Source organism: Achromobacter sp. GQ309, assembly GCF_059759315.1.
The window spans coordinates 48,036-70,983 of record NZ_JCAXDP010000006.1; the positions used below are offsets into that span (position 1 = coordinate 48,036).

Annotated in this window: 18 protein-coding genes and 1 tRNA gene; 1 reads left to right on the forward strand and 18 read right to left on the reverse strand. The window is 60.2% G+C overall.

Annotated elements, in window-relative coordinates:
* Positions 1 to 50: 50 nt before the first annotated feature.
* The 18 genes from AC6CIE_RS19515 to AC6CIE_RS19600 all read right to left on the reverse strand — a co-directional run bounded on the left by AC6CIE_RS19515 (position 51) and on the right by AC6CIE_RS19600 (position 22,075).
* On the reverse strand, positions 51 to 1,115 hold the full coding sequence (locus AC6CIE_RS19515; protein ID WP_498093447.1) for a hypothetical protein: 1,065 nt from the start codon (positions 1,113 to 1,115) through the stop codon (positions 51 to 53).
* Entirely contained in the window at positions 1,115 to 2,971 is a 1,857-nt protein-coding gene (locus tag AC6CIE_RS19520) for a restriction system-associated AAA family ATPase (RefSeq protein ID WP_498093449.1), read from the reverse strand. The genes AC6CIE_RS19515 and AC6CIE_RS19520 overlap by 1 nt, the downstream gene beginning before the upstream one ends.
* Positions 2,968 to 4,563 (reverse strand): restriction endonuclease subunit S, encoded by a 1,596-nt coding sequence (locus tag AC6CIE_RS19525; protein ID WP_498093451.1) that lies wholly within the window; start codon positions 4,561 to 4,563, stop codon positions 2,968 to 2,970. The genes AC6CIE_RS19520 and AC6CIE_RS19525 overlap by 4 nt, the downstream gene beginning before the upstream one ends.
* Complete coding sequence (locus tag AC6CIE_RS19530; RefSeq protein WP_498093453.1) at positions 4,560 to 6,224, reverse strand: type I restriction-modification system subunit M; 1,665 nt, start codon at positions 6,222 to 6,224, stop codon at positions 4,560 to 4,562. The genes AC6CIE_RS19525 and AC6CIE_RS19530 overlap by 4 nt, the downstream gene beginning before the upstream one ends.
* 15 nt (positions 6,225 to 6,239) lie before the next feature.
* A complete protein-coding gene (locus AC6CIE_RS19535; protein WP_498093455.1) occupies positions 6,240 to 9,038 on the reverse strand; it encodes a type I restriction endonuclease subunit R in 2,799 nt (932 codons plus the stop codon).
* Between the two features lie 126 nt (positions 9,039 to 9,164).
* Positions 9,165 to 10,226, reverse strand: a complete 1,062-nt coding sequence (locus tag AC6CIE_RS19540; RefSeq protein WP_498093457.1) for a Fic family protein — start codon at positions 10,224 to 10,226, stop codon at positions 9,165 to 9,167.
* A gap of 338 nt (positions 10,227 to 10,564) precedes the next feature.
* Complete coding sequence (locus tag AC6CIE_RS19545) at positions 10,565 to 10,900, reverse strand: tyrosine-type recombinase/integrase (RefSeq protein ID WP_498093459.1); 336 nt, start codon at positions 10,898 to 10,900, stop codon at positions 10,565 to 10,567.
* 146 nt (positions 10,901 to 11,046) lie between these two features.
* Positions 11,047 to 11,778, reverse strand: a complete 732-nt coding sequence (locus AC6CIE_RS19550; protein WP_498093461.1) for a tyrosine-type recombinase/integrase — start codon at positions 11,776 to 11,778, stop codon at positions 11,047 to 11,049.
* 192 nt (positions 11,779 to 11,970) lie between these two features.
* On the reverse strand, positions 11,971 to 13,062 hold the full coding sequence (gene ychF / locus AC6CIE_RS19555; RefSeq protein WP_498093463.1) for a redox-regulated ATPase YchF: 1,092 nt from the start codon (positions 13,060 to 13,062) through the stop codon (positions 11,971 to 11,973).
* A gap of 252 nt (positions 13,063 to 13,314) precedes the next feature.
* Positions 13,315 to 14,085, reverse strand: coding sequence for a CPBP family glutamic-type intramembrane protease (locus tag AC6CIE_RS19560; protein WP_498093465.1), 771 nt, complete (start codon positions 14,083 to 14,085; stop codon positions 13,315 to 13,317).
* Positions 14,085 to 14,681: an aminoacyl-tRNA hydrolase gene (gene pth, locus AC6CIE_RS19565; protein WP_175122544.1), complete on the reverse strand. Its 597-nt coding sequence runs from the start codon at positions 14,679 to 14,681 to the stop codon at positions 14,085 to 14,087. The genes AC6CIE_RS19560 and pth overlap by 1 nt, the downstream gene beginning before the upstream one ends.
* Positions 14,682 to 14,780: 99 nt before the next feature.
* Positions 14,781 to 15,392: a 50S ribosomal protein L25/general stress protein Ctc gene (locus AC6CIE_RS19570; protein ID WP_175122543.1), complete on the reverse strand. Its 612-nt coding sequence runs from the start codon at positions 15,390 to 15,392 to the stop codon at positions 14,781 to 14,783.
* Positions 15,393 to 15,541: 149 nt separating this feature from the next.
* Positions 15,542 to 16,492, reverse strand: coding sequence for a ribose-phosphate pyrophosphokinase (locus AC6CIE_RS19575; RefSeq protein WP_006227587.1), 951 nt, complete (start codon positions 16,490 to 16,492; stop codon positions 15,542 to 15,544).
* Positions 16,493 to 16,672: 180 nt separating this feature from the next.
* Positions 16,673 to 16,749, reverse strand: a tRNA-Gln gene (locus AC6CIE_RS19580).
* A 1-nt stretch (position 16,750) separates the two neighbouring features.
* Positions 16,751 to 17,707: a 4-(cytidine 5'-diphospho)-2-C-methyl-D-erythritol kinase gene (gene ispE, locus AC6CIE_RS19585; RefSeq protein ID WP_481146822.1), complete on the reverse strand. Its 957-nt coding sequence runs from the start codon at positions 17,705 to 17,707 to the stop codon at positions 16,751 to 16,753.
* Positions 17,708 to 17,771: 64 nt separating this feature from the next.
* Positions 17,772 to 19,370, reverse strand: a complete 1,599-nt coding sequence (locus tag AC6CIE_RS19590) for a methyl-accepting chemotaxis protein (RefSeq protein ID WP_175184647.1) — start codon at positions 19,368 to 19,370, stop codon at positions 17,772 to 17,774.
* A 219-nt stretch (positions 19,371 to 19,589) separates the two neighbouring features.
* Positions 19,590 to 20,141, reverse strand: a complete 552-nt coding sequence (gene lolB / locus AC6CIE_RS19595) for a lipoprotein insertase outer membrane protein LolB (RefSeq protein ID WP_217467838.1) — start codon at positions 20,139 to 20,141, stop codon at positions 19,590 to 19,592.
* 47 nt (positions 20,142 to 20,188) lie between these two features.
* A complete protein-coding gene (locus AC6CIE_RS19600; RefSeq protein ID WP_175137523.1) occupies positions 20,189 to 22,075 on the reverse strand; it encodes a tetratricopeptide repeat protein in 1,887 nt (628 codons plus the stop codon).
* Here AC6CIE_RS19600 and mutM point away from each other — a divergent pair.
* A complete protein-coding gene (gene mutM, locus AC6CIE_RS19605; protein ID WP_498093468.1) occupies positions 22,074 to 22,901 on the forward strand; it encodes a bifunctional DNA-formamidopyrimidine glycosylase/DNA-(apurinic or apyrimidinic site) lyase in 828 nt (275 codons plus the stop codon). The genes AC6CIE_RS19600 and mutM overlap by 2 nt on opposite strands.
* Positions 22,902 to 22,948: the final 47 nt, after the last annotated feature.

The window sequence follows — 22,948 nt, forward strand, 5'->3', positions numbered from 1 at the left end:
CCTCGCGACTCTAGAATCAGCCGCCCGCTTGTCAGCGAGCGAATAAGCCATCAAACCATACCGACCTGTCGGCAGGTGGCGAAAAAGGCGCCTTTAAGAAAATTGCTCTCATGCCAAGGAAAGCTCTCACATTGTTCCAGCTCTTTATTTAAAGCATCCTGAGAAAACTGCTGGTAATTTTTATTTTCATCGAGTATACGCTGCAGCCAGTATTTCGCACCGGAAGAAGACAAGCATTTGGCCGTATAACGCTCGCGTATTTTGTAAAGCCGATCCCAGGTTTCGATTTCCTCATCGTACCCTGCGCATTTTAGAGAAATGCGAATATTCTGCTCCTTTTCCGGGAACTGAGCAGCTGATTTGAAATGCACGGACACTTGGATTTGATAGCCGTCAGCGGCATATGGATAAAAAGCTTTTCTCTTGATCCCAGCTTCGTCTTGCAGGGGGTCTTTTGCACCTTTAGTTTGCGAGTTGCATTTATAGCATGCAGGTGCCAGATTTCTTAAATTCACAGAATTAAATGGATACTTGCTAGCGGGCAAATAATGATCATAAGCCTCCCGAGTTGGGTCATATTCGGAATCCATCGGCAAAAGGCCGCAAAACGGGCAGCAAGGCATGTCGTTCAGAGAGGCAAATTCCTTGTAGTGCTCTTTCAAGCCGGCACTAATGTGTTCCTTGACTATTGCCAGCTCAAAGAATCCGCAGCTGTAGAGCTTGCTGAAAAAGGCTTCTATCATTTTCATCAGTGCATTCTGAGTGCCCGCGATGTAGCGGCTGGGTTCCTTTTTTCCCTCGCAAAGCGCCTGGATATTATTGTTGTCCCTGAACATTTTTCGATAAAACTGGATGTCCTCGGGACTAAGCTGTTTGAACTCTTGGAATATTTGGTTGACGTAGCGATAAAAGAACGCTCCAGCTCCCTTCTCTGTGCCAGCCAAATCCGCCCGACGTAATTCATCCATGATGGCATATAGGGGCGGCAACCCCTTGAACAGTTCGAGGCTGTATTCCTCATTTGGCGCACGGCACCAGACCTTGGCAAAGACATAAGTGACAAAACCGTGCATGGCCCGCATCGGGTGACGAGGCCGTTTATAGGGAAATAACATCAGCCCGGCTCCTTGTCGGCTCTTGGCGTCTGTAGCAAGGCATGCACGGCTAACGTGCGTTCCACAGAGTCGCCCATGGTATCCATAATCTTGCGAGCAAGGCCATGGGGGTCGGCTTTCGATATAGGGTCAGCCAGTAGTTGCTCCAGCACTTGTTGAGCCCCACCTCCGATAGTTTCGCGCTTACCGAAAGTTTCATGTGTGATTTTGTTGATCGAAGCACCCAGCGTGTTGTACGGCGGGTGGCTGATACTGACCTTACTGCTGGCTTTGTCCTTGGCAAACACCAGCACCTTGTCCGGCTTGCTGTCGGAGATCAGAAATGGTGTGTGGGTGGTGACCAGCATTTCCTGCACGAATTCACCCGGGCCCGACAGGCACTGGCGCAAGCGGCTGATGAAGTTTGCGCGCCAGTCGGGATTGAAGTGCGTTTCTGGCTCATCTAGAAGGAACAGGCTGTTAGTCGTCCGAAACAGCAGGCACAGGCCAAGGCTATGCAGCAACTGATGCTCACCGTCCGACAATTCCTTGAGCATCATCGGCTCGGCCACCCCCTGCTTGGTGAAGCGCACGAACTTGAAGCGCATGATGCGCTGGTCGGATGCCAGTGTTGGCACCGTCTCGCTGACGTAGTGGCTGGTCGAGGTGTAGAGATCAGCCTTCAGAGCATCGCTGACGGCATACAGGTTGAGCGTCAACAGTACTTGAAATGCCTGGAACAGCGCCAGTGCCGAACCATCGAAGTTCTCGCGGAATGCCTGCCGGGTTGCCTCATTCACCCAGTAGTCGAGCACCAGCGTGTCGGCGCTCTCATCTTCATAAACTAGCGTTGCGCATCGTTTAAGTCGCGTAATCGCAGGATCAAAATTCTGATATTGCGCCACCGACGAGTTTTGCTCCGATTTCAATTCCTGTTGAAGTTTTTCATTTGCTTCTAACGCGTGTAGCAAATTTAGTCGATATCGCGTGTTGCCCAGTTCATCAGTTTCGGCATATAGGGCTGGATTGTTTTTGACAATATTCTCCAGCGACTGGGGCGCGTTTTCGTCCTCGCTGGCGAGGGCGACCAATTGGTCCGACCGCAACTCGATGCTGCGGCGTAAAACTATGCGAAATTCCCGTAATGCATCGATACCCACATCCTCGCGGAATGGCTGCAGTGCGGCCTCGTCCTGAAACAGCAGGTTGCACAGTAGGATGGCCTGGCTGAATCCGCTGTCCAAGTAGACCAGCCGTGTCTCCGGGTGGCCGGGGTAACTCAGTTGCCGAGTTAATGCATTCCAGTACTCGTCGAACTGCACGAAGCGCATCTTGAAGAAGGGCAGGCTGAGGATTTCGTTTTCGCCAGAGGAATAACTCAACACAAAATCGGGCAGCAAGCGACGCAAATCAGTGCGTCCCAGCTTTATCTCGATGGGCTTATCAGAATCTGCATCATTTAGCAGCCACCATTTTGGCGATTCGCCGGGCACCTTTTGGATGAGAACCCTTGCTTTATTGCCGTGGCCTCTTACTTTAAAATATTCTTGTGGTTCTGTTAGATACTCAATATCGAAGCCATCAGGCAGGCCTTTGCTTCCTCTAAAGCCATTGGGACTGTGCTCTTCATCGTAGCGAAAACTATCGGGAAGATTTTCTAGATAAATGCACTCCATATGATAGAAAATCGCCGCCAGCACTTCGAGCAAGTTGGACTTGCCGCTGCCATTGGGCCCGGCGCAGACGAAGGGCCCAAAATTATTCGCTTGCGCCAGCTCATTTTGCAAGTTCCATTCGGTTCGGAAGTGATGCTCGAAGCCACAGGCCAGGCTGCGAAAACCGATTGGATCAGTGATCTTCAGGCGTAGCAACTTCATTGCTGAGCAAGCCTCCTGGCACGCAACAATATCTGATTACCGAACTGCCGCCTGCCGTCAATATAAATTATGTCCCGAGTTTGTTTGAGCTTTCTATTTTTAATTTCATCGAACACCCAGGCCTTGATGGCTTCGTAGTCGTCGGCACTAAGTGCGAAATCATGGTCCGGGTGCTGTTTGCCCAGCCGGGTTTGCGCGGCGGCGATGAAGCGTTCGAGGGAGAAAGCCGCACTGCCCAACTGCGCGCGATAAGCCTCCAGCCAGAAACGCAGTAGCGGCGCAAGGTGCGTGCGGTCTTTCAGTGCGGGCAGCAGTAAATCGGTTTCGGGCAGTGCAATCACCTGCGTGGTGACGGGCGCATGCCCGGCAGCAGCCACCGGGCTTTCTCCTTTGATGGGGGCGGCAGGCACGGCCACCCGCGACAAATCCAGTTCACCCTTGAAGGCCTGCTGGCTCAGGGCACCGAAGAGGGCTTCGAGATCGGTGAGGCTTTGTCGGTAGCGGGATTTGAGGGCTTCGACCTTTTCGACGATCGCGGCGAACTGGTTCTGCAGAGCTTCGTCTGGAATTGGGATAGGTAGGCCAGAAAGAATCTGTTGATTGATATTCTGAATGTTCGCCCCTTGCCCGCCGTAAAAAAGAACACGGCGAAATACTGCGGAGCGGAAAAGGTGAGCCACGTAAACTGCGAGCAGAGAAACATCAGTAATGCGGTACCGAATGCAAAAGCCACTGTAAGTCGCTCGCTCCTTCCCGGGATACACCGCCATGCAGCGGCCTACAAGCTCCCTGTTTCCATTGGATCGAACAAAGAGGAGATCGCCGTCATGGAGGAAATAGTCCTCTGCAGGCGGTTCATTGAGTTCAATGAATCCGAGGCTATCAAAATCATCTAACGCCGCCTTGGATTTGAAATCGCCCACGCCCAGATAGCGAACAGTCACGCCACTCTCGCCCTTGCCGAAGTTAAGGCCATTCTTGAACGAGCCATATGAACCAAGGGAGCCGATCTTCCACCCCCTCTCATTCCGCACGGGGTCGCCAAACGTCTCCAGAAACACACTCTTGAGCAGGTCGTCGAGTTGTTGCAGGTGCTGCTTGTATTGGGCGATCAGCCCTTCCACTTTGCTGAGCAGATGGGCAATGCGGATTTGGTCGTCAAGCGGCGGGACCGGTATCTCAATTTCGGCCAGTGATTTTGAATTGAGTGTCTTGCCCATCACGGCTTGGTTTGAACCGCCATAGGTTGCCGACTGCAATGCGTAGTAAAGAAATTCGGGGCGCAGCTCTTTCTCATCTTTGATTGCAAAGGCTGCAATCGCTTCGTTTGTGAAGAGATCACAACCAGCAAATGCCATCTTGCCGATGGTTAGTTTGAAGCTGAAAAGCAAAGTCCCCTTCTTGACGACTTTACAGCGGGCGTGTGTGACAGCTCGATCCGTGATTTGCTCTTTTGTCTCTGTAACGACTTTCGCGTCCAAATCGCGAATTGAAACCCAGCGATGCCCCTTGCCCCAATAGCTCGGCTCGTTTCTCGACGGTGTTCTGCCAATGGAGATATCCAAAAGCTTGGACAGCCTTTCCTGCCTCATCCCACCATCCCCTTCAAGTCCAGCAGCTCGCGCACGATACCGCTCTGCACCTTGGCGAGTTCCGCTTCATCGACATCGCCCACCTCCGCCAGAATCAACCGATCCAGAATCACGCCCGGCGCGTCGTAGTTAACTTCCTCGAAAACATCCTGCTTGTAGCGGGAGAGCGAGAGGTCATAGTTGTTCTTCTCGTCGGCAATCTCGCTGCGCGGCACCATGAAGCACTTGGCGGTGCGGATGGTGTCGGTCGCCGCGTCGCGGGCGTGGAATTGGTCGATGATGTCTTGCAGGTCGCCAAAGCCTTCCTGCTTGCTGCGCTTGTCGTCCAGCGAATAGCCATCGGTGGCCATTTCGTAGAACCAGACATGTTCGGTAGCGGGTTTGGCAAACTTGTCCTTCGCCCCCCAGACCTTGGTGAACAGCAGAATGGCGGTGCTGACCCCGGCATAGGGTTTGAACACCCCGCTGGGCAGGGTGACGACGGCCTTGAGGTCGCAGCGCTCCACCAGCAACTGACGCAGCGTCCTGAATGCCCCGCCAGAGCCGAACAGAACGCCCTGCGGCACGATCACGCATGCAGTGCCGCCCTTCTTGAGAAGGCGATAGATGTTCTCAACAAACAGCAGCTCGGTCTTGGTCGTGGCCAGTTGAAGGTTGTCGTTGATATCACCCTTATCGATGCTGCCGGTGAAGGGCGGGTTGGCCAGCACGATGTCGTATTCGGCCTCCTCGGTGTAGCTCTTGCTAAGGGTGTCCTTGTAGTCGATGCGCGGCTCGTCAATGCCGTGCATCATCAGATTCATTAACCCCAGGCGGACCATGGTGGCATCGATATCGTAGCCGTACAGGCTTTCTTGCAGGACGAATTGACGCTTTTCATCGAATGTTGCAGCGACTGAGGTGCGGATAAAACCGTCTTCATCGGGATTGAGGTTCTTGGCACCGGCGTTAATAGCCAACTGTGTAACGATGTACTGATAAGCCCCCAGCAGGAAGCCACCAGTACCGCACGCCGGGTCGGCGATCTTGTGACCCAGTTGGGGCTGCACCAGTTCGGCCATCAGCTTGATGATGTGGCGCGGGGTACGGAACTGGCCATTCTTGCCAGCGGTAGCGATTTCTGCCAGCAACATTTCATAGACATCGCCCTGGATGTCCTGAAAGGCCTGGCCGTTTTCCCGTGAGTCCTTCTCCATCACCTCAAAGATTTCGTCGATGGTCTTCACCGCTTCGACCAGCAGGGCGGGCTTGGGGATGACGAAGACCGCGTTCTTCATATGGTGGGTGAAGTTGGATTCGGCACCGTTCAGGTCCTTGAGAAAAGGGAACACTTTGCCCTGCACGTGCTGCAGCATCTCTTCGGCTTGCATGCGCTTAAACTCATTCCAGCGTAGCGTGCGTTTGTCGATGGGACGCTGTTCCGCCACAGGCCAGTTGCGCTCCTCGGGTGGAATCCAGGAGCCTTCAAACTTGGAGATGTATCTCTCGCCGGTCCACTCGGCATCGGCCTGTCTCTTTTGATCCAGTTCGTCCAGCCGCTTCATGAACAGCAGGTAGGTGATCTGCTCGATGGCGGTGAGCGGGTTGCTGATGCCGCCGCTCCAGAACTTGTTCCAGAGCTGGTCGATCTTGCTTTTGAGTTCGGGATTATTTTGAAGCATGGTGTGCTCTGCTATTTAGGCTGCCAACCGTTCGGTCAGTTGCAGGATCGCGTTGATTTCTGGTGGGCTGAACACGCCACGGATGCCTTGTGGATGGATGACTGTGAAGGGGGCATTGATCAGGTCCTTCTTCTCCACCTTTTCGCGCTCGATGATGAAACCCTTCAGCAGATTGAGGAATTCCATCTGCCGGCTGCTGAGAGTGGCGTGGGCCCGAATGAATTGGTCGAAGGCGGCGCTGACCTCGTCTGGGAAGCTCCTGAGCACTTCAATACCCAGGATGTGGCGGATGAACTGGATGAAGCGCGCCTTGCGGTTCTTGTAGACCTGACGCAGCAGGTCTTCGGTGATGTGCGGATGTTCTTCGTGCAGCAGTTCCGCCAGTTCGTTGGCCTCTTCACCACTCACTGCCTCGCCATTCTTAATCTTCTGCAGCACCGGGTTGTGCGCGGTGAGTTCGGCAATCAGGTTTTCCACCATTTCGCGGTAGCGGGTGATGCTGACCGCCTCGTGCTGTGGGCCGAACTCCACCCATTCCTTCTTGTGCAGTTCATCGGCCAGATCGAGGTGGGTTTGCTCCTGGCCGCTGGATTGCTCGCGGAATTTCATCAGCGGGCCGAGCTTGGCGATCAGCTCGTCGAAGGCGTCTTCATCCGCCTTGGCCCAGTAGTGACTGGTTTGCGCGGCGCGGATCAGGGCCTCTTCCTGCTTGACGAAGCCGACCGAGAGTGGCAATTCGCCGATCTGCTCGACGATGCCTTCTTTGAGGGTGTCGGCTTGTTCCTTTTCGTCACTCAAAACGGCCAGCGAGTACTCCAGCAGGTCGCGCTCGAAGCGCATGGCTTTGAAGTCGGCCTCGGACACAGTGCGGAACAGCGGCTTGATGTCAGCACGGAGGAACTCCAGCCGGTCGTGGCTCAGGCTGATCCAGAAGTTGTCATCGTCCAGCCGCGCCAGCGCGGCGGCGGCTTCCTTGATCACCACCGACTCTTTGGGTAGCGCGGCAATCTGCAGGCGGAGCTTGGCGACTTCACGCGTGGCGATGTCGGCATGGCCGCCGTCATTGGCCTTTTCGATCTTGTCGAGGCGCAGGCCCACCAGCCGCACCGGGAGCGACAACTGTGGTTTAAGCTCTTTGCCCTTGGGGTTGAGCTTGAAGTATTCGAAGTTGTCCCAGCAGTCGAGGATCAGGAACACATCCTTCTCAAGGCACCAGGGCTTGGGCTTGCTGGTTTCCAGCAGGCGTGTGCCGCGCCCGACCATCTGCCAGAACTTGGTGTAGGAGTAGACCGGCTTGGCGAACACGAGGTTGACGATTTCACGCACGTCGATGCCGGTATCGAGCATGTCCACGCTGATGGCAATGCGAGGCATGTCGTTGTTGGTGAACTGATCGAGCAGGCCACCTTTGCCGTAGACGCGCGGATCGTCTGACACCAGCACCTTGGCCAGCTCACCGTGGTGTTGCGGGTAGAGCTTGTCGAAGATTTCTTCCATGCGCCGGGCGTGGGCCTTGGTGGCGCAAAAGAAGATAGTCTTGCCAGGCAGCACACCGTTGGCGTCCTTGATGGCCTCTTCCATGAACTCGCGGACGATCAGGGTGTTGGTGCCCTTATTGATCACCTGCTTTTCAAGCTGAGTGCCCTCGAAGTTGATGTCTTCAACTTCCTTGCCCTGGAGGATCAGCTTCTTCTGGTCTTCCAGCGAAATGGTGCGCTTGCTGATGCCCTCCATCTGGAACTTGGTCTGAATCTTCATGACCTGGAAGTTGCAGAGGTAGGGCGGCACGTTGTTCACGGCTTCTTCATAGGTGTAGGCAAACGTGGGAATGCCATCTTCGCAATGAAAAAGCTGGAAGGTGTTGTGGTCGATGATGTCGGTCGGCGTGGCCGTGAGGCCCAGCGTGATGGTCTTGAAGTAGCCCAGCACTTCGCCAAAGGTGTTGTAGATGGAGCGATGGCTTTCATCGACGACGATGAAATCGAAGAAGTGCGGCGACAGGTGCTGTGCCTCGTCCCGGATAATGTTGAGCATCGTCGGGTAGGTGGCAACATACACACGACGATCCGTCGCGATCAGCTTTTCACCCACATTGGGCCAGCGCGGCTCGTTGGGCATGTGCTCCTTGAAGGCGGCCAGTGCCTGTTCACGCAACGCTATACGGTCGACGAGGAACAGCACTTTTTCTGCATGGCCAGCCCGCATCAAGGCATCGACCATGGCGATGCAGGTACGGGTCTTGCCGGTGCCGGTGGCCATCACCAGCAGGAAATCGCGCTTCTTCTTTTCGATGCCTTCGAGCACCGAGCGTATCGCGCGAATCTGGTAATCACGTCCGGCAATCGAAGTGTTGATGAATTCCTGCGTCAGCGGCTTGCGATTGCGACGGATGTAGGCGAAGCGTTCGAGATCGTCGCGGGTGGGAAAACCAACCACCTTGCGCGGCGGCGCGTTCTCCAGATCCCAGAAATGGAGCTCGTGGCCGTTGGTGTAGAAGCAGAATGGCAGCTCACCACCCAGCTGAGTCTGGATGTTGTAGCAATATTGCTTGGCCTGCTCGCGGCCAATGGCAGCATCGCGGCTGGTCTTCTTGGCCTCGATCACTGCCAGGGGTTTGCGGTCCTTGCCGAGCAGGACGTAGTCGCTGAACTGGTGGCCCTCGTAGGGCGTGCGCGGCTCGGCCACGCCCACTGGCAAGGCAGTGAGGATGTCGAATTCCTCGACAACCTGGGTGGGGTCTTTGACGTTCCAGCCTGATAACGCGAGTTGCTGGTCAATCAAGTCGGCTCGTGTCTGTGCCTCGGATTTAGACATGCCTAGCCTCCCTGGCGATGCGGAAGCGTTGGCTACCTGCTGCCATTTCCTCGTTCTGGAACGCGGGCACGTTGCCGCAAGTGTGATCGTCGCGGATGTCGATGCTGAAAATACTTTTTCTAGTCTTCATTTCTCACCGCCTTGATTGATGCGGAGCCACTTTGCTCCGCGCCCCTTGCCGGTCGATTCGATCAGTCCCTCTGACTTCATCGCTCGCAATACCAGCCGTACCATGTCCCGGCTCACGCCCGGGCAGGTCTCTTCAATCTCGGAAATCGCGAACGGCAGGGTGCGCCCCAGAACTTCCGTCCGCACCCGGTCGCCCTTGCTGCCACGGCCACGCTCAATGGTGCCGACACGCTCCTCGAACTCACGGTAGGCCCGTAGCAAGGCACCCCAGAAGTAATCGAGCCAGGGCTTTACGTCGTGCTGCCCCTGGTGCCAGCCCTGAGAACTGGCTTCCAGCGTCTCGAAATAGCCTTCCTTGGTGTCCTCGAAGATGCGTTCCAGACTGATGTAGCGACCCACTGCGTAATCGAAGTGGTAGAGCAGCAGCAGGGTCAACAAGCGGGACATGCGACCGTTGCCGTCCGGGAAAGGATTGATGCACAGGAAGTCGAGCATCGCCAGTGGCACAAGCACCAGCGGGTCGGCCAGGTGCTGATCCAGCGCGGTGGCGTAGCGCCCGGTCAGATCGGTCATGGCCATGGGCGTGAGGTGCGCAGCAACTGGCTGGAAGCGCAAACGCGACGTGCCGTCAGGATGGCGTTCGATGATGTCGTTGTTGGTAGCCTTCCAGCGCCCGCCCGCCTGAGGCATATAGCGGTACAGCAGGGTGTGCAGTTGCAGCACCACGCTTTCGCTGAAGGGCATGTGTGCAGCGGACTCGTGGATCAGCGGCAGGGCATCACGGTAGCCGGCGATCTCCTTTTCGGAGCGGCTTTTTGGTGTTGCGTTGCGGATGACCAGAGACTTCAGCCGCGAGGGCGCTACGACAGCACCTTCCAGCCGATTGGATGACTCGGTGGACTCCACCACCGCGATCTGGCGCAGGCCCTTGAGGGCTTCGGACGACTGCGAGGCGTAGAGTTGCTGCTTACCCTGGTACTCACCTAACGTTCGCAGCGTGGCCGCCTGGATGCCATCGAAACGAAGCGCGGCAAGGTACTCGGGTGTGAGCGAGCGCATGGAAATGTAAGCAAAGGCTGTCTAAACGGGGTAATCATAGCTGTTAAATGGGGTATTGTCTGGAAAAATGCCTCATTAATTGCGTTTGACCACCCATTTCCTGAACATTGGACCGGTCGTGAGGGGCTGGCATCGCCGAGCAAGAAGGAAATGAAAGGCATGAATCTAAAAGGGGCAATCAAATCACAATTACCCCATTTACTCAATTGTTTACCCCATTCCCAGCGCCCAGCCTTGGCAAAGGCAAAACGGCAAGGGAACGGCACTCAACAGGCCTATCCAGAGAAGGAAAAGGCCGCCCCTGTCGATTCGCTCAGCAACACCCAGCCAAATCGCCCCTATGCTCTGCCGCTGCCCTCCGCCGCACTCAGATAGTCCGCCCAGTCCTGCAACAGCGTCCTTCTCTGATCCAGCAGCAACGCCTTGCTGTACGTCGCACGCACCTTGTTGCTTTCCACGTGGGCAAGCTGCCGCTCGATTGCATCAGGCCGGTACCCGTTCTCGTTGGCCCAGGTCGAAAAGGTCGCCCGCCAGCAATGCGGCGACGTACCCCCGCCCAGATTCATGTCGCGCATCGCGTAGGTGAGCCGATTGGGCGTAGTGAAGCCCTTTCCGCTTCGGTGTGGGAACAGATAGCGCCCGCCACCCGTGATGCACTGCAAATCCTTCAGCACGGCAATGGCCTACGCCGACAACGGGCTGACATGGTCGCGCCGCGCTTTCATCTTCGCCGCAGGCCGACGCCACAGGGCATCCTCAAAGTCGAACTCCTCCCACTCGGCATCCGCCGCTTCCCCTGGACGGCAGGCGGTCAGCGCAATCAGCCGCAGACACAGCGAGGTTTCCGGATAGCCCCGGTAGCCGCGCAACTCCTGATAGAACTTTGGATTTGCTCTCGCGTCATCGCCGCCTTGCTCTCGCTGAACGGCACGCGCAGCAGCCCGCGCAAGCTGGAAATTGGATTTGCCTCGACCAGACCCCGCACCACCGCGAATTCGAAGATGGCCGAAAGATCGCCTTTGACGTGAATGGCCGCCCACGCACCGTGGGCCTTGCACTCCTCCAGTAACGAGCGAATCTGCTTCACGCCGATATCGCACATCGGCATCCTGTCGAACTTGGGCGACAGGTACTTCCTGATGCGGGATTCTTTCGTGCGGTAGGAACTGAGCGCAAAGACTGGCTTGATCTGGGCCAGGTACGCCTGCGCCACCTTGGCGAACGAGCCCTCCTTCGCGTGCTTGCGTTCCTCCAGCGCCTCCAGGTTGCGCTGCTTGACCTGCTGCCGCTCATGCGCAGGATGAACGCCTTGCTTGACCAACACGCGCGCCTTCTCTCGGGCCGCTCGCGCCTCAGCAAGGCTTACTTGGGGAAAGCCGCCAATCGCAAAGAGGTTCTCTTTGCCTTGCAGGCGGTATTTCCACCGCCAGAGCTTACCGCCGGTGGGCTTGACCAGCAGGAACAAGCCCCCGCCGTCTGATAGTTTCCAATCTCGATCAGTCGATTTGGCCGACCTGACCTTGAGGTCGGTGAGTAGATTATCGGGCATCATTGGACTCCTCTGCGGGGAGATGTACCCCCACGGTTGAACACGAGCACCCCAAAGCTACCCCCGAATTTTCCGGACCTCGATGAACAATAGGAACGCTCAGTAGACCGTATTGTTTACGCAACCCGTTGATTTCAATTGGGCCAACCCGTCCACCAAGCGCTACTGAGCGCCACCGAGATCCAGCAAAAATCGTCAGACGTTAAACAAGAAATTCATCACATCGCCATCCTGCACGATGTATTCCTTGCCTTCCGCGCGCATCTTGCCCGCTTCCTTCGCGCCCTGCTCGCCCTTGTACGTGATGTAGTCCTCGTACGAGATGGTCTGCGCGCGGATGAAGCCGCGTTCGAAGTCGGTGTGGATGACTCCGGCGGCTTGGGGCGCGGTGGCGCCGATGGCCACGGTCCAGGCGCGGACTTCCTTCACGCCGGCGGTGAAGTAGGTTTGCAGGCCCAGCAGCTTGAAGGCGGCGCGGATCAGGCGGTTCAGGCCCGGTTCTTCCATGCCCATGTCCTTCAGGAAGGCTTCGCGGTCGGCGTCATCGAGGTCGACGATTTCGGATTCGATGGCGGCGCAGATGGCCACGACGGGCGCGTTGCGGGCGGCGGCGAATTCGGTCAGGCGGTCCAGCAGCGGGTTGTTGGTGAAGCCGTCGTCGGCGACGTTGCCCACGTACATCGCGCGCTTGGCGGTGATTAAGCAGAGCTGGGCGATGTCGGCCTTTTCTTCGGTGGTCAGGTCCAGCGCGCGGATGGGCTTGGCTTCGTTGAGCTGGGCGATGCACTTTTCCAGCACGGCGACGATGCGTTGCGATTCCTTGTCGCCCGAGCGCGCGGTCTTCTGGTGGCGTTGCAGGGCCTTTTCGGCGGTCTGCAGGTCGGCCAGGGCCAGTTCGGTTTCGATGACTTCGATGTCGGCGATCGGGTCGACCTTGCCGGCCACGTGGATCACGTTGGGATCTTCGAAGCAGCGCACGACGTTGACGATGGCGTCGGTTTCGCGGATGTGCGAGAGGAACTGGTTGCCCAGGCCTTCGCCCTTGCTCGCGCCGGCGACCAGGCCCGCGATGTCGACGAATTCGACGGTGGCGGACAGGATGCGTTCGGGCTTGACGATTTCAGCCAGCTTCTGCAGGCGCGGATCCGGCACTTCGACGACGCCGACGTTGGGCTCGATGGTGCAGAACGGATAGTTCTCGGCGGCGATGCCGGCGCGGGTCAAAGCGTTGAAGAGTGTCGATTTGCCAACGTTGGGCAGGCCGACGATGCCGCATTGCAGAGCCATGGGAATCCTGTGTAAGTACGGTATTGAGCGTTAACGGCGTAGTTTACCCCGGCGGGGGGAAACGACGCCGTGTGGGCGGGGGGGGGGGATGCGGCCCCGTAGTGACCTCGATGCGATCCCGCTGCGATCCTAAGAACGGCGCCCGCGAATTGCCATCATCAGACCAACCCAGCCCGCCTCCGTTCGGACCGGGCGTCGAGCGCCGGGCGCCGAGCGCCGGGCGTCGGGCGTCGAGCGCCCCGGCAGCGAAACTTAACCGGCCGCCGTCGGCGCGTAGCGCATGACCAGCCAGATCATCAAGATCGGCCCGGCATTGAACACCGAATGCAGCAGGATCGCCGCTCCGATGCCCCGCCGCACGCGCATCCACCCCAGCACCAGCCCGGTCAGCCATTGCGGCAGCACCAGCAGCGGCAGCAGCCAGTACGGGGTCTTGTTGTAGACGAAGTTGGTGAGGTGAACCGCCGCAAACGTCAGCGCGATCAGATGAAACACGACGCCAAAGTGCTGCAGGTAATACCTGCGCCAGTTCGTGTCCCAGCCTTTCAGCGGTTCAGGGCGCGCGCGCAGCCCCCACACCGCCAGCAGAATGAACGCAGCCAGCAGCAGCCCGGTCCAGAGCTTTGGCCCCCACAGCACGACGGGCACCAGCGCGGGTATCAGCCACAGTGCCTGGCGCGGCCGGCGCAGGCCGTAGCGGAACAGCATCTCTTCGACCAGCGGGGCCCACAGCACCGCGGTCAGCCACGGAATGTTGTGGGGATCCAGGCGATGCGAGACGCCGCCCAGTCCGGCCGCGACGACGGCCACGGGCCCCAGCGCAAAAAGATTGATGACCCACAGCACGGCGGCCCAGGCCAACAGGCGTCCCGGTCCGATGCCCGGCCACCAGTCGGCGACCAGCCCGCTGCCGCCTGCCCGGTTCGGCAGGCGCGACAGCGGATGCGGATGGCGGATGAAGCGCCAGAAGTCGGCGATCTCGCTGCGAAAACGCATCTTCCCGTTGGGCTGGCGTTTTGTCATCAGGACTCGTTGCCGCTATGCAGCTGGCGGGTGGCGAGTGCGAAGTCACCGGCCAGCATGGACGGCACGACGGCGCGGCAGCGGTCGATGACGGCTTCGATTTCCTTTTGCTCTTCGCGGCGCGGCGGGTGCAGGACGAAGTCGGCGACCTGTTGCGCCAGGCCCAGCGTGCGCGGATGGCCGATGCCGATGCGCAGGCGCCAGAAGTTGGGGCTGCCGAGCGCAGCCTGGATGTCCTTCAGGCCGTTGTGGCCGGCGTGGCCGCCGCCCTGCTTGAGCTTGACCTGACCGGGCATGAGGTCCAGTTCGTCGTGCAGCACCAGCACTTCTTCGGGCGTCAGCTTGTAGAAGCGCGCCAGCGCGCCGACCGCCTGGCCGGAACGGTTCATGTAGGTGTTGGGCTTGAGCAGCAGGACGTTGTCCGCGCCCAGGCGCGATTTGGCCACCATGCCGAAAAAGGATTTCTCGAGCGCAAAAGAAGTGCGCAGATCGTCCGCCAGATGGTCGGCCAGCCAGAAGCCGGCGTTGTGCCGGGTGGTTTCGTAGTCGGGACCTGGATTACCCAGTCCCACGATGAGGCGTATGGGAGTAGACATGATGGGGGTGTTTAAACCAAAAAACCCTGCGCATGCAAATGCACACGCAGGGTTTCGGGCGTAAGCCGCGGGAAAGCCGCAAAGGCTTTCCTGCAGGACTTAGGCAGCCGGAGCAGCTTCTTCGGCGTCGTCGGCGGCGGCAGCGCCACCCTTGGTGACCGCAGCGGCCAGCAGGGGGTTGTCTTCACCGCCGTGGGGGACGTACGTCACGCCCATGGGCAGCTTGATGTCGGCCAGGTGGATCGAACCGCCGGCCAGGACGTCAGCCAGGTTCACTTCGATGAACTGGGGCAGAGCCGACGGCAGGCAGGTGATTTCCAGTTCGGTCGTCACGTGGCTGATGATGGCGCCGCTCAGCTTCACAGCCGGCGAGATTTCAGCGTTCACGAAGTGCAGCGGCACCTTGGTACGCAGGGCCTGGTTGGCGTCAACGCGCTGGAAGTCCACGTGCAGGACTTGCGGCTTGTAGGCGTGCCATTGAACCGAACGCAGCAGAACTTGCTCATCCTTGGCGCCTTCGAGCTGCATTTGCAGGATCGATGCGTGGAATTCTTCCTTGCGCAGCGCGTGGTAGATCTCGTTGTGGTCGAGTTCGATGTTCAGGGGGGCAGCCGTACCACCATAAACAATGGCGGGAACGCGGCCCGCGCGGCGCAGGCGGCGGCTCGCACTCGAACCCTGGACGCTACGCGCAGTGGCAGTAAATTTCATGGATAACTCCGAAACGATAAAGGTGAAGAGACTTCACCGGTTGAATTCACGGCGCGCAAAGGGCGCGCCGTGCTTGTTTGCGCCTTGCCGCGACCAGCGAGGCGCAAAGAACTGCAAATGTGGGCTGTGGCCCGATCAACGCCTACGCGTCAATCGACGAACAGCGAGCTGACCGATTCGGCGTTGGAAATACGCAGGATGGTCTCGCCCAGCAGCGCGGCGCACGACAGCTGGCGGATCTTGCCGCTGGCCTGGCCTTGCTCGGACAGCGGGATAGTGTCGGTGACGACGAGTTCGTCGAGTTCCGACGCTTCGATGCGGTCGATGGCGCCGCCCGACAGCACGGGGTGCGTGCAATAGGCGTAAACGGCGCCGGCGCCGCGGTCTTTCAGGGCCTGGGCCGCCTTGCACAGCGTGCCAGCGGTGTCGACCATGTCGTCCATGATGATGCAGGTGCGGCCATCGACTTCACCGATGATGTTCATCACTTCCGACACGTTGGCGCGCGGACGGCGCTTGTCGATGATGGCCAGGTCGGCTTCAAGCTGCTTGGCCAGCGCGCGGGCACGAACCACGCCGCCGATGTCCGGGGACACCACGACCAGGTTCGAGAAATTGCGGCGCCAGATGTCGCCCAGCAGGATCGGACCGGCGTAGATGTTGTCCACGGGAATGTCGAAGAAACCCTGGATCTGGTCAGCGTGCAGGTCCATGGTCAGGACACGGTCGACGCCAGCCACCTGCAGCATGTTGGCCACGACCTTGGCCGAGATGGCCACGCGCGCCGAACGCGGGCGGCGGTCCTGGCGGGCATAGCCAAAATAGGGAATCGCGGCGGTGATGCGGCCGGCCGACGCGCGGCGCAGGGCATCGACCATCACCATGATTTCCATCAGGTTGTCGTTCGTAGGCGCACAGGTGGGCTGCAGGACGAAGACGTCTTTACCCCGCACGTTCTCGTTGATCTCGACCATCACCTCGCCGTCCGAAAAACGACCGACGGTCATCTTTCCCAGGGACATGTCGAGGTGGTTGACTACGTCCACGGCCAGCCGAGTGTTGGCGGTGCCCGTGAAAATCATGAAGCTATCGTTTGCCATGATGGATGATGCGATGGTCGTTTGAGACACTAACGATTGATGCGAATGATGCGGGGTGATACCCGGGGTGACTTGGACAAGCACGTTCAACTTGCACCAGCGAATCCGGAAAATAAAAAAGCTGCTGAACCCGGGCCAGTGTCTTACAGGCGTGTTCAACAGCTTTTTTATGTATTCGGTTGGCTGGGGAGGAAGGATTCGAACCTTCGCATGCCGGAATCAAAATCCGGTGCCTTAACCAGCTTGGCGACTCCCCAACTATCTTGCAATCCAATTCCGCAACGGATGTTCAGCTAACCCAGTACAAGCCTGCACTAACCGAAACCGTGGATGCGTTTGGCTGAATGTTTTATCAGCGCCGCGCATTATAGCGGTAATTTCTTGTTCTGCCAAAACGGCCTGCGATGTTTCGGAAAATTCGGCGAATAAACACGCGCCTGATCCCGACATGCGAACAGGGAGACCCCGCTCAGCAAGCCACCGCGATGCCCCAAGCACTTCAGGATAAAGACGGTAGACCACCGGCTCCAAATCATTTTTTCCGTAAAGCGCGCATCCGTTTAGGTGTTCACCGCCGGGGTGTTTCCCTAGGGATCCGCTTGGCAAAAATGTTTGCGAAGCAAGAAAGTCCGCTATTGTGATGTAAGAAGAATCCCTTGTCAAATCGGGTGCCGAAAATATTCCAACAGTCGGCACGCTGGCATCGGGTTGCGCCACCAGATAGGCACGCTCGGGCAGCGTCACGGCGGTGAGATCTTCGCCGATGCCTTGCGCAAATGCCGACTGCCCAAAGACGAAGACGGGCACGTCCGCGCCCAGCGGCAACGCCAGCGCCATGAGTTCCTGACGCGACAGTCCCGTGTTCCACAGCTTGTTCAAGGCGATAAGCACCGATGCCGCATCGCTGGAACCGCCGCCTAAGCCCCCGCCTTGCGGAATGCGCTTTTCAAGGCTGATCTGCGCGCCCTGGCGCGTGCCCGTGGCCTTCTGCAGGGCGCGCGCGGCGCGCACGGTGAGGTCCTGGTCTTCGGGGACACCCGGCAGATCGGTGGCGCGGCTGATGACGCCATCGGACCGCACATCGAAGTGCAGCGTGTCGCACAGGTCGATGAAGCGGAACACCGTCTGCAGCAGGTGATAACCGTCGTCGCGGCGGCCCACAACGTGCAGGAAGAGATTCAGCTTGGCGGGAGCGGGAACGTCGTAGAGGGTCACGAAAGACAACCGGTGCGGATCAATCCGTCATTCTAGCGAGACGGGCCGGCGCACCGTGGCGCCTTTACGCCAACTGCGGCGTCACGCTGCCGCCAAGGCGTGCAGCAGGCGCGTCGATGACCTGTCCGTCCGGCAGCTTGAACACCGACACGGCGCCGGCCAGTTGGCGCGCCTGTTCTTCCAGGGCGCCAGCAGCAGCGGCGGCTTCTTCGACCAAGGCCGCGTTCTGCTGCGTCACGCTATCCATCTGCGACACCGCGCGGTTGACCTGGTCGATGCCGGTGGCCTGCTCCTCCGAAGCGGCCGAGATTTCGGCCATCAGGCTGGTCACGCGCTGCACGGATTCGACGATCTCGCGCATCGTGGCGCCGGCATTTTCAACCTGCTCCGAACCCACGCCGACCTTCTGCGCAGAGTCTTCGATGAGCTGCTTGATTTCCTTGGCGGCGGCGGCGCTGCGCTGTGCCAGCGTGCGCACTTCGCTGGCCACGACCGCAAAACCCTTGCCCTGCTCGCCGGCGCGCGCGGCTTCCACCGCGGCGTTGAGCGCCAGGATATTGGTCTGGAAAGCAATGCCGTCAATCACGCCCACGATGTCGGCGATGCGCGACGAGCTGCCCGAAATCGCATGCATGGTTTCGACCACGCTGGACACGGCCTCGCCGCCGCGCTGTGCAACCGCCTGCGACGCAGCCACCATGCGATTGGCCTCGCGTGCGGTGTCGGCGTTCTGCTTCACGGTGGTGGCCAGCTCTTCCATGCTGGCCGCGGTTTCTTCGAGCGACGCAGCCTGCTCTTCGGTTCGGCTGGACAGATCGGTGTTGCCCGAAGAAATCTCGCGCGCACCGACGTTGATCTCGTCAACGCCGCGGCGCACGGCCGACACGGTGCGCACCAGGCTGTCCTGCATGGCCTTGAGGGCGCCGATCAGCGCGCCGATTTCGTTCTTGCCCATATCCGCCACGCGGCGCGTCAGGTCGCCTTCGGCGATGCGACGGAAGACTTCGCCCGCTTCCAGCAGCGGACGCACGATCATGCGGCGGATCAACACATGCGCGCCGACGGCCATCAACAGGCCCAGCGCCAGAATGCCGGCCAGCAGCGAACTGAACAGCGTGTGGAACATGGAGATTTCATCCATGACCGTCTGCCCGGTGCTCTCGGCACGCAGCACGAAGGCGTCGCGCTCGCTTACGAGACGCTCCTGCACGGCCTGCGTACCCTGCTTGAAGTAGGCGTCCATGTCGCCGGCTTCGAGGACGCGGCCCACGTTCTGCAGGTTGGTGCTGAGCTTGGTGTAGGCATCGATGATGCCGGCGGACTCGGCCTTTTCCTCGGCGGACAGGCTGCCGGAGAACCCTTGGAAGGCGCGATCGGCCGACACGATGCGCTGGCGCGCGGCCTGGAGCGAGCTCTTGTCGTCGGTATTGCCCTGCGCGACGCGCGTGGCGTAGCGGCTCAGGTCCGTGCGGGCCGCAACGAGCGACAGCGACGCGGAATTGACCGCATTGACCTGTTGCGCCGACAGGCGATAAAGCTGCTCGACATCGTGGTTGGTCTGCCGCAGGGCAACGAAGCCCATGCCGCCGATCACCAACTGGAAGGTGAAAAATATCGCGATGATTCCCAATAGCACCGTCGCGATGCGTGTGTTCCTGAACATTGGCCATTCTCCAAAAGGGTGGCGGCAGACGAGCGTCGACCCCGAATTGCTGCGCCGCGCACGAACCGGGCGCGGGCAGGGAGAATTATTCAGTGAAGTCAATATATTTCAAGCGGTAACACGCCCGGATTTGCGGCGGTTATTCGCTTGATTGGAATCAAGGCGATGTGATAAGGGTTTACCCGAATCGCCCAGCGCGGCGCCTGACGCCGCGCGCGCTCACGACTGGTTGACGACCAGCCGAACGAGGATGCGGCGTCCGGGTTCCTGGCGCTCCAGCACCAGCAGTTGCGGGCCTTTCTCGTCGTAGCGGGAAAGCTTGGCGCGCCAGCCGCCCTGTTCGAATGCCACGGGGCGGCCCAGTTCGTCACGGGTGACGTCGGTGGCCTCGGGGTCTGCGGGCACCTTGCCGCGCAGCCAGTCGCGCAATCCGGACACCGGCATGCTGCTGCCCAGCGCGTCTTCGGCAAGCGCATCCGGGTTGTCGGCGACCAGGCGGGTGCCGTCTGCCTTGGTGAGGCTGGCGGCGCCGGGGGTGCCTTCCACACGCGCTTCGGTCGAGCCCAGCGGGTTGGTCAGGTCCAGCACATAACGGCGGCCATCGTCGGACCAGGAAAAACCGCCCTGCACCGCGTTTTGCTTGCCGCTTTCTTCGTTGACGGTAATGGCAAAGCGCCCGATGCGAGAAAACGCATCGGCGCTGGCGCCTTCGATCGGCTTGGGCAAGGACGTGCATGCCGCCAGGGTGAAGGCCAACAGCGCCATTGCCATCCAGCGCACGCTGGCCGCGGCGCCGCGCAATCCTGCAAATACTGCCGTCACAGGCTGACCCCCAGACGCTTCACGACGTCCTGAACCGTCTTGTTCTTGGGATCTTTCTGCAGGGCTGCGCGCAGCAGGTCCATGGCCTGATCGCGCTTGCCTTGCGCCCAAAGCACCTCGGCCAGATGCGCGGCGATGTCGGCTTCGGGACGCACGCTGTAGGCGCGGCGCAGATAATCCGCGGCGGCGGTGGTGTCGCCCATGCGGAATTTGACCCAGCCCATGCTGTCGAGAATGAACGGATCGTTGGGCGACAACTCCAGCGCCTGCGTGATCAGGTCCAGGGCCTCGGGCAGGCGCTGATTGTGGTCCGCCAGCGTGTAGCCCAGCGCGTTGTACGCATGGGCGTGGTCCGGATCCAGCGCGATGACCTGACGCAGCATGCGCTCCAGGTCAGCCAGGCGGTTCTGGCGTTCGTACAGCATCGCCAGTTCGTACTTGATTTCGACCGTGTCCGGCAGCGCCTGGTCGGCGGCTTCCAGGGCGGTGACCGCCTGGCCGATGCGGTCGGCGTCGCGCAGGATCTGCGCCTTGGTCAGCGCGCCCAGGGCGCGTTCTTCTTCGTCCTGCGGGCCGGCCGAGTCGATCATGGCCAGCGCGTCATCCACGCGGCCGCTCTTTGCGCGCAGCGCAGCCTGGCGCATGCGCACGGAATAGCGCAGCGTGGGGTCGTCGATGCGGCCGAGTTCGGCGATGGCTTCGTCGTAATGGCCCTGGTCTTCGGCGATGCGCGCCAGCAGCACGTGGGCATCGGCGGCGGCGGCGCCGGCGTCGGTGGCGCCCGGGACCGTGGCCCGCTGGCGCTGGTTCTGGACGTCCAGATACTGCTGCAGCAAAGTCTTGGCCTGCGGAAGCTGCCCGGACTTGTAAGCCAGTTGCGCCTGCATGAAGAGCAGGTCGAAGTCTTCAGGCGACCGGCGCGACATGGCTTGCAGTTCGGCCAGCGCGGCGTCGTAGTCGCCGCTGTCGGCCAGTTGGCCGGCCAGCATCAGGCGCACCTTGCGGGCGCCCGGATTGCGGTTGATGAAAGTGCGGGCTTCAGTCTGCGCGCGCTTGGGGTCGACCTTGGAACCGTACTCCAGCACGCGCTGGGCGGCGCCTTCGGATTTGGGATCGGCGGCCAGCGCGGCGCGGGATTCCTGCGCGGCACGCTCGTAGTCGCCGGCGGCGGAGGCCACGTCGGCCAGCGCCAGATGGGCCGCGGGCAGCTTGCGCACGCTGTCGCTCAGGGATTCGTCCAGGATACGCAGCGCCAGGCGCCGGTCGTTCAGGCGGCTGAGCACGGCAAGCGCCTGGCCGATGGCGGCGGGCTTGTCGCGCGAGGAATCGATGCGTTTGCGCAGGGCCTGGGCCAAGCCCTTGGTCTGGCCATTGGCGGCCGCCAGCGCCAGCTCGGTGGAGCTGGCTTCGACGTCGTTGGGAGCCAGGCGGGCCCAGACGCGGGCCGCGTCCAGCGCGCCGGGCAGGTTGCCGCCGGCAAGCTGGAATTCTAGGCCGCGGCGGGCAAGACGGGGATCGCCGGTGTCACGGGCCAGACCGACCATGGTGGTGGCGGCGGTGCCGTACATGCCCCGCTGGGCGGCGATTTCGGAAGCCAGTACGCGGTAGAAGATATCGCCGGTCAGCGACACATAAGGCAGTTGACCTGGGCGCAGGCGGATGACTTCGGTTTCAGGCTGGCGGCTTTGGGGGGCCATCCGGGGGCCCGTCGCGTCACGCGTCCGGCCGTCGGCGGCCTGGGCCGGCGGGGCCATGATTGCTGCCAGCGCAAGCCCCAACGCGGCGATCCCGATATTCATTTGTTTAAAAGACGACTTCACGCGGCCCGTCCGGTTGATGGCACAATCTTCGTACACGCAATTGATGATCTTACACTGGCTCATGCCGGAACTGCCTGAAGTCGAAACCACGCGCCGAGGAATCGACGCCATCATCACCGGCCAGACGCTCTCGCGACTGGTCGTTCACGAACCCCGCATGCGTTGGCCCATCCCGCCGGAGCTGCCGTCCCTGATCGGCGGACGCACGGTGCTGGAATGCGCACGGCGCGGCAAGTACCTGCTCCTGCGCTTCGAACATGGCACCCAGATCGTGCATCTGGGCATGTCGGGCTCGCTGCGCAGCGTGGCGCCCGGTGAATTCCTGCGCAAGCACGATCATGTCGAATGGATCTTCGACGGCGCGGTCCTGCGCCTGCACGATCCGCGGCGCTTCGGCGCGGTGCTGTGGCATGACGCCGAAGCGGGGCCCATCGAGGCGCACCCGTTGCTGGCCAAGCTGGGCATCGAACCCTTCGATCCGCGGTTCGACGGGGCCTGGCTGCACCGGCATTTCCAGAACCATTCCGCCGCCATCAAGCAGGTGCTGCTGGCCGGTATGGCGGTGGTCGGCGTGGGCAATATCTATGCGTCCGAAAGCCTGTTCCGCGCCCGGATCAATCCCAAGACGCCCGCAAACAAGCTGTCGCTGGCCCGCTGCGAGCGGCTGGCAGACATGGTGCGCGCCACGCTGGCCGACGCGCTGACGTCCGGCGGCAGCACGCTGCGCGACTACGTGGGCGCCAGCGGCGAGCCGGGGGCCTATTTCGAGATCCACGCGGCCGTGTACGAACGCGAAGGCCTGCCCTGCCGTGTCTGCGCCTCCCCCATCCGCCGTTTCGTCCAGGGGCAGCGGGCCACTTACTACTGCCCAAAATGCCAGCGGAATTGACCCGGACCGGTCCACCGCGCCTGGGGAAATCGCCGTTACAACTCGGG

Bases quoted from the DNA above. Each gene is read 5' to 3' on its own strand.
- AC6CIE_RS19515 (WP_498093447.1), bottom strand. From the start codon at position 1,115: ATGTTATTTCCCTATAAACGGCCTCGTCACCCGATGCGGGCCATGCAC.
- AC6CIE_RS19520 (WP_498093449.1), bottom strand. From the start codon at position 2,971: ATGAAGTTGCTACGCCTGAAGATCACTGATCCAATCGGTTTTCGCAGC.
- AC6CIE_RS19525 (WP_498093451.1), bottom strand. From the start codon at position 4,563: ATGAGGCAGGAAAGGCTGTCCAAGCTTTTGGATATCTCCATTGGCAGA.
- AC6CIE_RS19530 (WP_498093453.1), bottom strand. From the start codon at position 6,224: ATGCTTCAAAATAATCCCGAACTCAAAAGCAAGATCGACCAGCTCTGG.
- AC6CIE_RS19535 (WP_498093455.1), bottom strand. From the start codon at position 9,038: ATGTCTAAATCCGAGGCACAGACACGAGCCGACTTGATTGACCAGCAA.
- AC6CIE_RS19540 (WP_498093457.1), bottom strand. From the start codon at position 10,226: ATGCGCTCGCTCACACCCGAGTACCTTGCCGCGCTTCGTTTCGATGGC.
- AC6CIE_RS19550 (WP_498093461.1), bottom strand. From the start codon at position 11,778: ATGATGCCCGATAATCTACTCACCGACCTCAAGGTCAGGTCGGCCAAA.
- ychF (WP_498093463.1), bottom strand. From the start codon at position 13,062: ATGGCTCTGCAATGCGGCATCGTCGGCCTGCCCAACGTTGGCAAATCG.
- AC6CIE_RS19560 (WP_498093465.1), bottom strand. From the start codon at position 14,085: ATGACAAAACGCCAGCCCAACGGGAAGATGCGTTTTCGCAGCGAGATC.
- pth (WP_175122544.1), bottom strand. From the start codon at position 14,681: ATGTCTACTCCCATACGCCTCATCGTGGGACTGGGTAATCCAGGTCCC.
- AC6CIE_RS19570 (WP_175122543.1), bottom strand. From the start codon at position 15,392: ATGAAATTTACTGCCACTGCGCGTAGCGTCCAGGGTTCGAGTGCGAGC.
- AC6CIE_RS19575 (WP_006227587.1), bottom strand. From the start codon at position 16,492: ATGGCAAACGATAGCTTCATGATTTTCACGGGCACCGCCAACACTCGG.
- AC6CIE_RS19590 (WP_175184647.1), bottom strand. From the start codon at position 19,370: ATGTTCAGGAACACACGCATCGCGACGGTGCTATTGGGAATCATCGCG.
- lolB (WP_217467838.1), bottom strand. From the start codon at position 20,141: ATGGCAATGGCGCTGTTGGCCTTCACCCTGGCGGCATGCACGTCCTTG.
- mutM (WP_498093468.1), top strand. From the start codon at position 22,074: ATGCCGGAACTGCCTGAAGTCGAAACCACGCGCCGAGGAATCGACGCC.
- AC6CIE_RS19600 (WP_175137523.1), bottom strand. From the start codon at position 22,075: ATGAGCCAGTGTAAGATCATCAATTGCGTGTACGAAGATTGTGCCATC.